The sequence below is a fragment of the Candidatus Photodesmus blepharonis genome (assembly GCF_000731795.2).
In the GTDB taxonomy this organism is placed as follows: Bacteria; Pseudomonadota; Gammaproteobacteria; order Enterobacterales; family Vibrionaceae; genus Vibrio; species Vibrio blepharonis.
In genome coordinates, this window is sequence record NZ_JGVK01000029.1 from 14,910 (window position 1) to 28,660 (window position 13,751).

Sequence of the window (13,751 nt, forward strand, 5' to 3'; positions counted from 1 at the left end):
AATGGAAACATTGTTTAGCTTACTCGAATTTCAACTAAAAAACGCGGATAAGCTCTCCGACCTCTTAACAAAAGAAAAGCTAGCAGTAGCATATCGTATTTCCAACGATATCGAACAACTTGCCAAAGAAAAAATCACTCTAATCAATCAACTAAAGAAAACTGACAATCGCATTGGTGCTCATCCAGATATTCTTACTCTAACAGAAGATAAGTATCTCAAGGGTATTGTTGAAAGGATACGTACAATCATTCACGACTGTAAACAAGCCAACCTCATAAATGGCGAAGCACTAAATCGTACTAAATTAAGCTTTAATAGATTAAATAGTCTGATACAACAAGAACAAAGTAACACCGGAATAACTTATAATTCAATTGGTCAAAAAAACTCACGGCCTACGCTGGGCACTAATATTAAAGCCTAAAAAAAAGTCTTATTCTCAGCGTTACTCGGCACTTTTTGAGGTGCGCGGTAGTTGCGTAGTTTACTCATTCTTCTTGTATCTAAACGGAGCTCTGTTACATAAGTATCTCCAACTTTGTAACTTCTTGCAACTTCAGCCCCTTTGACCACCCCGTCCACATTACCAGCAGTAACTTCTATTCCCAAGCTTTGATCTTCCAAAGATATACTACCACTGACTCTAACTCCATAAATTTGTTCAGCAAGCTCTCGATAAGCATCAATTTTCGATGCACGCATCGCACGTACTTGCTTCTCTGCATAATTTTTCCCATTTTGCTCACTGATATTAGCGTAACCAACAGCTACAAACCAATCATCCCGGCGTATATTAGATAATGGTTGACAACTGACCAGAGTTGATACAACAAAAAATACAATCCATTTATTCACTGCAAAACCTATTCTACCTATGGCCGTAAAATTATAGTATATGGTTGATTTATTATGGAATCTGAGCGCATCAAAATACCGTTTTGCTCGCTAATAGAATTTAGCGTATCTAGGTCTCGACCAATACGATCCGCTGGCAAAAAACCTTGCGCAGAAGCAACGACTACACGAGATTGCATCTCAATTATACGAGCGTTCACTAATACGCCTCCTTCCTGACGCATCATGGTTCCTGTTAGGATATACTGAATTTCCTGTTCTTTCTCTAGCTTTTTCCAATCTCGGCTGAAAGCAAATTCACCTTGACGAGTTACTTGGATTGAGCCTGTTGTCTTGAAATCAATTACTCTAAACCCATGTCTTTGAAATTGATAAATAAAACCTTCTGAAACTGCGTTACCGAGCCAGTTTGTCGTATCCATACTCTGTAAATCAACAAATGAAACTATTGCAATAGGTGTTTGTGAGGAGACTCGCGTATTTGACATTATCAAATCTTCAGTCATACTTTCAACGAAAAAATTTAATGTATGACGCGGACTTTTCATCAATACAAACTGAGAACCAGAATAAGGTTCTTTTCCATTATAAATTGGAGCATAAGCACAAGCAGCCAGAAATATTATCGATATCAGCAGTAACCATTTTTTCATTCTTTAATTATCTCCAGATAGCAGTAGGTACTCGAATGTTCAGTTATTCAATTTCATCACTAGATTTGGAACATTCCTTGCCTACCAACTCTATTTTTTTAAGAAAAAAGTAATCCCTAATAAATTTGTAACGCAAAAATTGCGCCCAATTGGCCAACGTATAATGAAAAAAAGTACACTACTGTTTTTAACAATATTTTACATAAAATGCTCTTACGCGATATGGTACGAGGTTACTGGGGTAGCAACCATAGTTTCTTCTGAGGAAGTAGCACGTATTCATGCCTTAGAGGATGCCTTATTTAAGGTCGTTCAATTTTCTGGAGCAGATCTAGGAAGTATCAACAGGTTAAGGCCTTATCTCAAAAGTGACCAAAAGGAGTACCAATTTACAAATCATGAAGTCCGCTACATATCAGTACAACAACAAAAAATACAGAATAACATGATATCTATTGAAGCTCAAATTGATATTTATCCCTCGGCAACATCTTGCCATGTTGATCAATATAAAAAAACTTTCTTGCTAAACAAAATTAGTTTGGCCTTTCCAGAGCAAGCAGTTATTGGGAAAATTTATAATATTGGTAACGATCTTACTCATATGCTCAACCATCAGTTAGATCAAGAATCGAAAAGTTTTTCATCTGTCGGTATAACAGACTACGAAATAAATAAAAACTATCCGGAACGATTAAAAATGATCGCTCAAGATACTGGCGCTCAATACATCATTACTGGTAAAATTGTGGATCTGACTACGACAGTTAATAAAAAATTAATCACAAATGATATAATCCAACGTCAGTTCGCTATTGAAATGGAAATCTTCAATGGAAAAAGTGGTCGCAAGATATATAACCAGAATTATCGTGAAGTTGCTACATGGCCGTTTTCTCGTATCAGTAAAATAAATACCAAAAGCGCTCACTTCTGGAACTCTCATTATGGAAAAATGTTGATGCGAGTAGTTCGCAATATAATGTTAGATCTGGAATCTCAAATATCTTGCAAAATTACTCTACCTGAAGTAGTAGCTAAGTTTAGAAGCACAGTAATAATCAATCTAGGACGCTTACATGGTGTAAAAGAGGGAGATCGAGTACAACTTTGGCATATTGGATCATTCATTGATAGAAAAGGTTTAGCCAGGAATGTAGTAAATCAAAGTAAGATCACACTTACAGTCTTTCGCGTTTATGACAATCAAGCTGAACTAAAAATTGATCAAGAAGATCTAGGAAGAAGTATACAAATTGGCGATCTGGTTCATAAACTGTCTTAGTTGATTAGAAAAAACTGATGAATCTCATTATTTTTCTCTGCTCCCATGGCACAGTCGGATAGCGCACTCCCTTCCTAAGGGATAGGTCATAGGTTCGAATCCTATTGGGAGCGCCATGTTCATTTTATTTACGCAATTTGCATACTATTTCTCTTCAATATCTAACCTAATTAAAGTACCTTCTTTTAAACATGCAGTTGCTATCAATTATGATTTTTAGTATTCCCTAACCTAATAAAAACTCAGATTATACTGCAAAATATCATTGGATATATCCATCTAATGATAACTTTGTATTACTAAACATCAGTAAGTATCAAAAATACTAATTCAGCTCCTAAAATCACCTGAAACTTATCGATATAAACACTTTTATTTGACTCAATCAGTATCTAAAATGTCAAGTCGAAGCTCATCTTAATAATACTTAGGAAAAATATGAATATACTGATGGCTTTATCCCAACTAGAAATTACTGGAGCTGAAGTTTATGCGACGACTGTTGGCGATAAGTTAATTTCTCATGGATACAATGTTTACTATGTATCTGATACATTAACTAGAACACATAGAGGAACATTTTACAAACTACATTTCAATAAACGTAGTATACTTCGTCGCTTTTGGCATGTGGGATATTTGCTCTATTTGATTAAAAAGAATAAGATTCAGTTAGTACACGCACATTCTCGCTCTTCAAGATGGAGTTGTTATTTTGCGTGCAAAATAACTGGCATTGCCATGGTGACAAGCATACATGGTCGTCAATCAGTACACACATCAAGCAAAAAAGTTCATGCAATGGGTGATAAAGTGCTTCCAGTCTGCGAAGAAGTCTACAAGCAACTCATTCATGATTTTAAAGTTCCTACTGATATTATCAGCATAAATCGCAATGGTGTTAGAACAGAAGACTTTTTTTGGCATGCTGCTCCAACTAATGATAAACCCGTTATCAGTATTATTGGAAGATTAACTGGTCCTAAAGGTGAGCTTTGCTACAAACTTCTTGATGAGTGCTTAGATTTTGATAAATACTATGTCCAAGTAATTTCAGCTTCGAAAATAGATCCTTCTTTTGACAAATTCTCATCTCAAGTAAACTTTTTTGGACACTCTCAAAATATAACTGAAATACTCACTCAATCAGATTTAGTGATCGGTGCAGGCCGAGTTGCGATGGAATCTCTTCTATGCGGAAGACCAACTTTCGCGATTGGTGAAGCTGGCGCGATCGGAATTATTAATCAAAATAATATTTCTCAAGCAATAGCTACCAATTTTGGCGATACAGGTTCAAAAGAACTTGATATTGATTTTTTGAAAATTAAATCAGAAGTAGAAAAAGGATTAAAAAATAAATATTGCTCAAAGCAAGTTACCAATATAGTTAGACAAAACTACGATCTAAACAAAATAGTTGATCAGTTAGAAAACATTTATCAGACTACCTATGTTGAAAAATTTCTTAAAAAAATACCGATTATCATGTATCATCGCTTCATTCAAAATGATAGCGAGAAAGGAGTACATGGCACATATCTTCATGTTGAAATGCTTGAAAAGCATTTCAAGTTATTGAAAAGGATGAAGTTTGAAACACTAACATTTGAAGATTTAGCGAATAAAGAAAAAATTTTTCGACTTGAACTTAAAAAACGTTACATCATAATTACAGCTGATGACGGCTACGAGGATAACTACTACTTATTATTACCGCTTCTCAAAAAATATAACTTTAAGGCTGTAGTATACGCTGTCACCAAAGAAAACTTTAATCGCTGGGATGTTGAAGTCAAAACTAATCCCGATATTCTAATACCACTAATGACACTAGAGCAGATTAAAACAATTTCAGATTCAGGTCATGTCGAAATTGGTGGTCATACTTTAACCCATCCTCGTTTAAACACTTTGACTTTTGAAGAACAAAAAATGGAAATAGAGAAGAATAAAATATATTTAGAGAAATTGCTTGGTAGGAAGCTAATCTCTTTTGCCTACCCTTATGGGGAATACAATCAAGATTCAAAAGATATAGCAAAAAAAGTTGGTTATCAGTATGCAGTTGCAACTAATGGGAAACAATTGGACACACATAGCGATCTCTATCAAATTTCTCGAATAGCCATTTTTCCAAGAACTAGTGTCTTTGGATTGTGGAGAAAAATTTTCTGTACTCGCTTTCTTAAAAAATAGGATAGTATCTAGAAGCACTTAATATCAGCTAAGCTAATTCGATTCTTTCTAGAAAGAAAAAACATAAGTGAAATTAAGTTAGCGATAACTTATAAAATTCAGCCTTACCCCCTTGAGCTGATCAGGTGTAAAATACTATGAACTCAAATTACATCAATAAAAATTTATTCACAACTGCATTATTTTTAGTACCTTTTTTTCTACTTTGGACAAAAAACTTTAGTGTAATTGTCATTGCAATACTTTCGGTATACTCCATATATTACTTAGTAAAAACTAAAATTCCACTTAAAATTAATGCATTTGATTATCTAGTAATGATGAGTCTAGGTATTTATTTGATTGTCAATATCCCAAATTTTATCATAGATACTGGCCAATTTAGGTACTTTCAAGGCGGTATCCGTTTAGCACTTTGCATACCCATATATCTATTTATCAAACATAATTTTAGTGAAAAAACCATACCAATTAAAGCTCTATCTTTAGGGGTAGTGTGGGGAGCGTTTGGTTCGTTTTTCATAGCTATTTATCAATATTTTCTACTTGGCCTAACCCGAGTTGATGGATGGTTATACAGTATTAATTTTGGCTACTTATCTTGTTCTTTGGCATTTCTATCAGTGTGTTTGAGCCCCAGTAGTCCATATAAATGGTGGCTACGGATATCTTTTGTAGCTGCTTGTATTAGCACATGTCTGACTTTTACACGGGGAGCTATCTTTGCTATTCCAATACTCATAATGTTTATCGCACTTTTAAACTGGAATTACCTATCTTTCAAAAAGGTAGTATCGGTCATTTTTACATTTTCTTTCCTTATGCTAATCAGTTGCTTTATTTCTTCCAATTTCAAAGAACGTATTAATTTTACTATCAAAGAGTTTGCGGCCATTGCCTCTGGCAATATTAACTACTCAGTATCTTCTGGGGGACGCATACAACTTTGGGAAGCAGCATCAAAAGCTTTCATACAAAGTCCACTTATCGGTTTGACATACCCAGAACGTGAAGCGTTAAATAAAAAACTTTCTGAACAAGAAGAAACCACAAGATCCAATCTTGATATTAAACGCGGACATGCACACAGCCAATATTTTGAAATGCTAGCCAGCAATGGACTTCTAGGAATAATAGGGTTAATTGGAACATTATTTTTACCATTGACTATTTTTTCTCGCAATTATTTACGAACACGAAGTATTACTGCCCTCAGTGCTGCAACTTTCGTAGCCGGATTCACCATTTATTCCCTTACAGAAGTACTGTTGCAAGCAAACCTAATCAGCGCTTTCTATGGTTTTATGCTAGCAACTTTCTTCGCTTTAATACAAATTGAAAGATAGCATTATCAGATAGATGAAAATACTTATCGTAGGACCATCATGGATCGGAGATATGGTGATGGCACAAAGTTTGTACTCGACTTTAAAGCAGCTTTATCCTAATGCTAAACTAGATGTACTCGCCCCATCTTGGAGCAGGTCCGTTTTAGAAAGAATGCCAGAAATTCATCAAATCATTAAAATGCCAATGGATCATAGTGAACTTAATATTCGCGACCGCTGGAGGCTAGGACGCCAACTTGCCCAAAATGGGTATACGCACACTTACGTACTCCCTAATTCTGCTAAATCAGCGCTTATTCCATTATTCGCTGGCATTAAGCAACGAATAGGTTGGAGAGGAGAATGGCGTTATGGTTTGTTAAACGACTTAAGAATAAATAAACATCTGTTTCAGCATATGGTCGAAAGGTATGTAACCCTAGCCTACAAACAAGATACAACTAAAAATAATATTACGCTAAAGAAATGTCCTCAACCTGCTTTAACCGTTAATAAAATTGCCCAAAAACAAGCTATGGCACGATTACATTTAAATCCATATGAAAAACCAGTTATTGGATTATGTCCTGGATCTGCGTTTGGTCCGGCAAAAAAATGGCCTAAAACTTACTATGCTGAAGTTAGCCGATATGCTATCATGAGTGGGTTTCAAATTTGGTTATTTGGTTCAAAAAAAGATAAGAATACCTGCCAACAAATTAAGCATACCCTCTCTAGAGAACAACAGAGTACATGTCGGAATCTAGCTGGAAAAACAAGTCTAACTGAAGCTATTGATTTACTTGCAGTTTGCCATACAGTCATTAGCAACGACTCTGGTCTTATGCACGTCTCTGCTGCTGTTGACTGTAACATCATAGGAATTTATGGTTCAAGCTCGCCACAATATACACCTCCTCTAACAAAAAAAATGAAAACGGTACATATTAACATTGATTGTCAACCATGTTTCAAACGTATATGTCCTTTGAACCATCTAAACTGTTTGAATAAACTTACACCGAATATTGTAATTGACGTACTTAAATCATTTATTAAATAAATGTAAGGTTCCTTTGGTCCAAATACAACGTACATTATAATTAGAAAAGTTTCTATTATGGTTCTTCTTTAACTTTGGTTAAAACTTTCAGTTATATTCATCTACCACTTTAAGTAAAGCAATCTTTGTGTTAACTTCCGCGAAGCATTCCTCATCCTAATTAAACATCTAGACGCACTCGGCCTACTACTGAGTCATCTGTTGTGTTGTAAGTTACATCTATCTTGAAAAAAAGAAAAAGTGATTCCGAAATTCTAACTATACATCTAAACTTAGGTATCTATTTCGACATACAAAAAACTTTTCCAAGTACGTAAATACTCTTATTTTATAAGGCCTTACTGTGATAAGATTAATATATAACTTCATCTTAATTCTTGTTTTTCCTATTTTTTTTACTGTTTTATATATAAAAAAAACAAAAAAATCATCAATCCGGAAACGTTGGAAAGAATATTTTGGTAATGTCCCAAGATTAAAGTATAAACAAAAACCAATATGGATACATGCCTCATCTGTCGGCGAGGTCATCACGGCTTTCCCTATCATTAAATTCCTTAAGAAAAATTATCCGAATGAGAAAATACTAATTACAACAACAACGTCTACTGGGGCCGAACAGGTTAAAAAGTTCAGCTCATCAATCGAACACCGATATATGCCTATTGATTTTGTGTTTGCTGTTGAAAATTTTCTACAAACTATTAAACCAAAAAAAATGCTAATAATGGAAACAGAACTTTGGCCGAATACGATTCGTGCTGTTAATAAAGCCGGTATTCCTATAATTATAGTAAATGCGCGCTTATCTAAACATTCAATGCAACGGTATAAGAAAGTAAATAATCTATTTCATTTTTTTGCTAAAAACATTAATCACTTTCTTTGTCAATACCAAACTGATGCAGAAAATTTTATTACGTTAGGAATCCCTCGCAATAAAATCTTTGTAACTGGATCAATAAAGTTTGATTTACATATTGACCACCATATTTTAAACAAAGGAAAACAATTACGTAGTCAACTTGGAAGTGATCGTCCTATTTGGGTTGCAGTAAGTACTCATCATGGAGAAGAACGTCAAATTCTTGTTGCTCATTATCAACTCCTATCCGATCTTCCAAATAGTTTACTCATCATCGCACCTAGACATCCAGAAAGATTCAATGCTGTAGCCAAGCTGTGTGAAGAAAAAGCATTTAAATATTCTAGACGAAGTAAAAATAAACAACCAACGAATAAAGAACATATTTATATAGCGGACACTATGGGTGAAATGCTAACCATTATAGGGGCAGCGGACATATGCTTTATGGGAGGAAGCCTGATAGAAGGCAAAATCGGTGGACACAATGTTCTAGAACCTGCAGCGCTCGCGAAGCCTATTTTAACAGGACCAAATTACTTTAATTTTTCAACGATTGTGCATAAATTACAAAAACACGGAGCTATTCAAATCATTTATAACCCAACGGAACTAGCCAACGCCTTAAAAAAACTCTTTAAATTTCCAAATAAAATCGATCGCATGGGAAATAACGCGGTAGCGGTGATGAAAATGAATCAAGGCGCTACAGGCAAGACCATAGATTTCATCCAAAATGACGTAAAATAGGAGAAGTCTTTTATTACTCTACAGTAATAAAGCACAATTAAAAACCAAGTAGTTTCCCTAAATATGTCATTATTAAGTTATGACAGACGATCTGTAGCATAACGTCTGAGATTGCAAAAATATACTTTGATTCAGAGTATACTATGCGAAGACGTACTACAGCAGAAAAACGAATATCATTACGTCTATAAAAAATGTGTACCTACTGAGTAATAGCACTCATTTTACATCCTCATCAACAGTTTCAAACTTAGTTTAAATCACGCCACTCAATGAATACTGATTGATTAAGAAGTTTCATCAAATTGAAAGTAAATCTTCCAGCAAGTTTTTGAAACGCCCATTGTCAACTAAAAACAAGACGCTCTAAGCATTTTAAAAAACCAACATATATGTGAAAATAAAGTAATCAAATCCACAAAATTACGATCTAAACTCTTTAAACATATTAATTAAACCGTTAGTAGAACTATCATGTAAACAACTCTCTGCATCTTCAAAAAGCTCTGGTAAAATACGATCTGCAATTTGCTTACCAAGCTCAACACCCCATTGATCAAAACTGAAAATATTCCAAATAACGCCCTGAACGAAAATCTTATGTTCATACATTGCAATTAAACTGCCTAGAATTCGAGGAGTAATTTGTTTAACCAAAATAGAATTTGTCGGACGATTACCTTGAAATACCTTAAAAGGAACTAATGCTTTTATTTCCTCAGTATTGGCATTTATTCCAATTTTTTCAAACTCTTCTTTCACTTCCTCTTCAGATTTGCCAAATGCTAATGCTGCAGTTTGCGCAAAAAAGTTAGACATAAGCTTTTGATGATGATCACCTAGAGGATTATGACTAATAGCAGGTGCGATAAAATCACATGGAATCAGTTTAGTGCCTTGATGAATAAGCTGGAAAAAAGCATGCTGACCATTAGTCCCTGGTTCACCCCAAATAACTGAACCGGTTTGATACGTAACAGCCTTACCGTTACGATCTATATATTTACCATTTGATTCCATATTACCTTGCTGAAAATATGCAGCAAAACGGTGCATATATTGATCGTAAGGAAGAATCGCCTCTGATTCCGCACCATGGAAGTCGCTATACCACAGTCCAATAAGAGCGAGCACAACGGGAATATTTTTTTCAAATTCTGTTGAAACAAAATGATTATCCATTTCGTGAGCACCTTCCAATAACTCAACAAAATTTTCATAACCTATAGCCAGTGCGATAGATAAACCTACCGCAGACCATAGCGAATAACGCCCTCCTACCCAATCCCAGAACTCAAACATATTATCAGTATCTATACCAAACTCAGCTACTGCTTTTTTATTTGTAGAAATAGCCACGAAATGTTTCGCAATATCTAACTTACAGGCTGATTTAAGAAACCAATCCCGAGCGCTATAAGCATTTGTCATAGTTTCTTGAGTGCTAAATGTTTTAGATACAATCAAAAATAATGTTGTTTCTACATTTAATTTTTTTAGAGTTTCTACAATACAAGTTCCATCTACATTAGAGACAAAGTGTAAGATTAAATGGTTTTTATATGGTGCCAATGCTTCGGTCACCATGCAAGGACCCAGATCGGAACCACCAATACCAATGTTTACTACATCAGTAATAGCTCTACCTGTGTAACCCTTCCACACACCGTTAATAATACAATCCGAGAAAAATTTCATTTTCTCTAACACCACATTTACAAGTTTCATAACATCCTTACCATTAACCATTATGGACTTATTACTGCGGTTACGTAGCGCTACATGCAGAACAGCGCGATCTTCAGTGTGGTTAATTATTTCACCATTAAACATCGATTCAATAGCTATCTTCAACTCAGTTTCATTAGCTAAAGCTAACAAATTTTTAATTGTATCTTCATTGACTAAATTTTTTGAGTAATCAACAAGAATATTTGAACCAAAACGGATCGATAGTTTATCAAAACGTTGAGAATCCAGGGAAAACAGGGTTTTCAGATCCATATTTTGAACTGCTTCAAAGTGTTCTTTTAAAGCTTGCCAAGCCTTTGTTTGTGTTGGATTAACATTTTTCAATATAATTCTACTCCAATCCATATTATTGAAAATTCTAGTTTACAACGCATAACGCTTCTTACAATCGTTCTAAAAAATTGTCGACTAGCGAAATTCCACGTAGAGAATAACTAACACGATACCTATACTGAACGCCTAAGACAGCTACTCATAAAAGCGAAAAGAGCTAAGACGAAAGAGCATGCAATAAATAACTGCACAGCGGTGATGAAAAAGAAGATCACGTACAAACGCTAACTTTTACAAAAAATAATGAAGCACTTTTAAGCCTATTCCTTACCAAGAAGAATATAACTCAGAATATCGCTGTTAAATCGCATTGCCCAAGAGCACTTTTTCCTAAATTTAAATACTATATCCATATCATCCCGTACTCTGTTAAGAGAATTCAACAGTAGAGTATCAATTTCATTTAAGTTCCTATATATAAACAAACCATCATCATTAGCATGTAAGTCCATTTCTCCAAATTTAGATGAAAGAACAGGTAAAGCTAAGCACCTATACTCATAATATTTAATAGGATCTATAGATTCAGTTAAACTGTTAACTTTGAATGGAATCAATCCAAGATCTGCGCTTGCTGCTAACATCACAGCTTTTTCTCTTTTCACTACACCATGAAAAATTACGTTTTTTGGCAGTTTTTTTGGAATTGTTGAATAACAGGGTCCAATGATATGAACCTTTGATAATGGATAAAGGTGGCAAATTTTTATTAAAGAATTCCAACAAAACCAGTGAGAAACCGCGCCAATATACACAAAATTAGGCTGTCTTTTTTTGTTTTCGCTAATTTGATTAGGAAGATCGTCCGATTTATAGCCATTAGGTATTTTTATACAAGAACGTACCCTAAGTTTAGCGTTCCTAAATAATGTCTCTGAACTTGCGATTACTAAATCGGCATTTCTCATTAATTCATCTAATTGGTTTTGCATGGATCTCTTGGAGATACCTGAATAGAAATTTGGGAAATTATCCATAAAATCAAAAACTAACCGTATATTAGGATATCTTTTATAAAAAAAATTAACTAATTTAGATGGTTTGCCAGCAATTATTACTTCTGGTTCAAAATTTTTAATTTTATTGATTACCGCTTTCCATAACGCAAAATTGACAAAATTGCTTATCTTGAAAGGCTCAAAGGGTATAGCTTTAGGATTAATAACTAGAACACTTTTAAACGTAGGATCTTGAAACTTAACCTCGTTTTTTCTTAAAAAAAAATCATTGAACCTAACTATTCTCGTTGGATATGGCTCTACCCACAAAACACAATGCCCCATTTTAACTAACTCTAAAACAAAAAAATGGGGCCTCTGTGTATACGAGTTAATACTAATTGGCGAAAAGTAAACAATTCTCAAATTAACTTAACCATTTCTAAAATATCTCTAGCCTTTTGATTCCAAGAGTTCTCATGAGCCAACTCTAACAAGCCAGATACATAATCATTGTTGTTACCTATTCTCGATGCGTAATCCAACTTTTTAATAAAATCACTATGATTTTCACCAATAAATACCCCTTTATACTTCATACATTCAGGCATCGCCGTCGTCACAATCGGTCTTTCCATTGCCATATACTCAAAAAGCTTAATAGGTGACGTGGATATTGTAATATCATTAATTAAAAACGGTATAATGCATATATCAAACCAAACAGCGTGATCTGGCAAAAACTGATATTCAATTGGGCCCAAATAATGAATATTTTTAAATTGATTAAATCCTGATGATGCAATCGTACCATCGTAATCTACGCCTATAAGCACTATTTCATAGTCGCCAGTTTTAGCCACTTCTGTCACTAGCTCATAATCGAACCACGATGCAAAGGCGCCAAAATATCCAACTATTTTCTTATCATTTTTTACAGCTAAACTAACAATAGATTTTAAAATATTAGGTAAAATATGCTTGTTGATATTCTTTCTAAAATGCTCAACATCCACACCATTAGTAACTAACTTATAGTTGTTCGTTCTAACTTTTTTAACATCTTCTATCAATTTATCAGCGCTAGCGATACAAATAACTCTTTCATCTTTCAAAAACATATTATGTTTATCGAATACCTTTCTTGGAATTTTTTGACCACTTATATTCTCATGTATCTCATCTATATATTCATAAACGATAGTTCTGCCGTTTTCAACAGCAGATTTACATAGCTCATAGCTAGAAGCATAAAAAAAATTGTCAGTGGAATAACAATGAAAAATACATCCATCAATACCAATTACAAGCTCGAAACAATCCGTTAAATAAAGATTATTACCCATTTTTTTAAAGCCACTCACATTATCTGAATAATTTGGTGTACAAAATATGTAAAGCACCTCATCGCTAGCAATTCTGCTGGCTATGTGATGAGGACGTTGAAATAGTTCAATTTTCCAATCTACGATAGGAAAAAAAACAAATATATATCGATATTTTTTTTCAGAAATAATTTTATCTAATATTTTTTTGTATACGATTTTATTCGAATCAGACAAAGAGCCATCGAATAATGGAGTTTTTGAGATAATTTTAAAGTAAATTTTCTTCGTTAGCCCAAGAATTCCAATTTTTCTGTAGTAGTAAACAAACTTATTTAACCGACACTTTACCATCTTTTATTTGCCAACAACAAAAACTTTGAGTTAGAATCAGAAGTCTCC

At 34.1% G+C, this 13,751-nt stretch carries 11 protein-coding genes and 1 tRNA gene; 7 read left to right on the forward strand and 5 right to left on the reverse strand.

Annotated features, from left to right (window positions below; all coding sequences use genetic code 11):
- Position 1: 1 nt before the first annotated feature.
- Positions 2–427, forward strand: coding sequence for a flagella synthesis protein FlgN (locus CF67_RS04315; protein ID WP_034414945.1), 426 nt, complete (start codon positions 2–4; stop codon positions 425–427).
- Here CF67_RS04315 and CF67_RS04320 read toward each other — a convergent pair.
- Positions 424–858 (reverse strand): LPP20 family lipoprotein, encoded by a 435-nt coding sequence (locus tag CF67_RS04320; protein ID WP_034414896.1) that lies wholly within the window; start codon positions 856–858, stop codon positions 424–426. The two genes, CF67_RS04315 and CF67_RS04320, sit on opposite strands and share 4 nt — an antisense overlap.
- Positions 859–875: 17 nt before the next feature.
- On the reverse strand, positions 876–1,511 hold the full coding sequence (locus CF67_RS04325) for a FlgO family outer membrane protein (RefSeq protein ID WP_034414899.1): 636 nt from the start codon (positions 1,509–1,511) through the stop codon (positions 876–878).
- Positions 1,512–1,674: 163 nt separating this feature from the next.
- On the opposite strand from CF67_RS04325, the gene CF67_RS04330 reads away from it, so the two are divergent.
- The 6 genes from CF67_RS04330 to waaA all read left to right on the forward strand — a co-directional run bounded on the left by CF67_RS04330 (position 1,675) and on the right by waaA (position 9,001).
- The gene (locus tag CF67_RS04330) at positions 1,675–2,796 is read left to right on the forward strand and encodes a flagella assembly protein FlgT (protein ID WP_034414948.1); all 1,122 of its coding nucleotides are present in this window, start codon (positions 1,675–1,677) and stop codon (positions 2,794–2,796) included.
- A 39-nt stretch (positions 2,797–2,835) separates the two neighbouring features.
- Positions 2,836–2,912 (forward strand) — tRNA-Arg (locus CF67_RS04335).
- Positions 2,913–3,234: 322 nt separating this feature from the next.
- A complete protein-coding gene (locus tag CF67_RS04340; RefSeq protein WP_034414901.1) occupies positions 3,235–4,995 on the forward strand; it encodes a bifunctional glycosyltransferase family 4 protein/polysaccharide deacetylase in 1,761 nt (586 codons plus the stop codon).
- A 137-nt stretch (positions 4,996–5,132) separates the two neighbouring features.
- Entirely contained in the window at positions 5,133–6,341 is a 1,209-nt protein-coding gene (locus tag CF67_RS04345) for an O-antigen ligase family protein (RefSeq protein ID WP_034414903.1), read from the forward strand.
- 13 nt (positions 6,342–6,354) lie between these two features.
- Positions 6,355–7,386, forward strand: coding sequence for a lipopolysaccharide heptosyltransferase II (waaF, locus tag CF67_RS04350; protein ID WP_034414906.1), 1,032 nt, complete (start codon positions 6,355–6,357; stop codon positions 7,384–7,386).
- Positions 7,387–7,729: 343 nt separating this feature from the next.
- Complete coding sequence (waaA, locus tag CF67_RS04355; RefSeq protein ID WP_034414909.1) at positions 7,730–9,001, forward strand: lipid IV(A) 3-deoxy-D-manno-octulosonic acid transferase; 1,272 nt, start codon at positions 7,730–7,732, stop codon at positions 8,999–9,001.
- A gap of 423 nt (positions 9,002–9,424) precedes the next feature.
- Here waaA and pgi read toward each other — a convergent pair whose 3' ends face one another.
- From pgi to CF67_RS04370, 3 genes are all read right to left on the reverse strand, one after another.
- Positions 9,425–11,080, reverse strand: a complete 1,656-nt coding sequence (gene pgi, locus CF67_RS04360; protein ID WP_034414950.1) for a glucose-6-phosphate isomerase — start codon at positions 11,078–11,080, stop codon at positions 9,425–9,427.
- 266 nt (positions 11,081–11,346) lie between these two features.
- Positions 11,347–12,369 carry a glycosyltransferase family protein gene (locus CF67_RS04365; RefSeq protein ID WP_034414911.1) on the reverse strand — a complete coding sequence of 341 codons (1,023 nt, stop codon included), beginning with the start codon at positions 12,367–12,369 and terminating at the stop codon, positions 11,347–11,349.
- A 77-nt stretch (positions 12,370–12,446) separates the two neighbouring features.
- On the reverse strand, positions 12,447–13,703 hold the full coding sequence (locus CF67_RS04370) for a glycosyltransferase (protein ID WP_052538128.1): 1,257 nt from the start codon (positions 13,701–13,703) through the stop codon (positions 12,447–12,449).
- Positions 13,704–13,751 lie beyond the last annotated feature (48 nt).

Excerpts from the sequence above, each read along its gene's own strand:
- CF67_RS04315 (WP_034414945.1), top strand. The coding sequence starts at position 2 with ATGGAAACATTGTTTAGCTTACTCGAATTTCAACTAAAAAACGCGGAT.
- CF67_RS04325 (WP_034414899.1), bottom strand. The coding sequence starts at position 1,511 with ATGAAAAAATGGTTACTGCTGATATCGATAATATTTCTGGCTGCTTGT.
- CF67_RS04330 (WP_034414948.1), top strand. The coding sequence starts at position 1,675 with ATGAAAAAAAGTACACTACTGTTTTTAACAATATTTTACATAAAATGC.
- CF67_RS04340 (WP_034414901.1), top strand. The coding sequence starts at position 3,235 with ATGAATATACTGATGGCTTTATCCCAACTAGAAATTACTGGAGCTGAA.
- CF67_RS04345 (WP_034414903.1), top strand. The coding sequence starts at position 5,133 with ATGAACTCAAATTACATCAATAAAAATTTATTCACAACTGCATTATTT.
- waaF (WP_034414906.1), top strand. The coding sequence starts at position 6,355 with ATGAAAATACTTATCGTAGGACCATCATGGATCGGAGATATGGTGATG.
- CF67_RS04365 (WP_034414911.1), bottom strand. The coding sequence starts at position 12,369 with ATGGGGCATTGTGTTTTGTGGGTAGAGCCATATCCAACGAGAATAGTT.
- CF67_RS04370 (WP_052538128.1), bottom strand. The coding sequence starts at position 13,703 with ATGGTAAAGTGTCGGTTAAATAAGTTTGTTTACTACTACAGAAAAATT.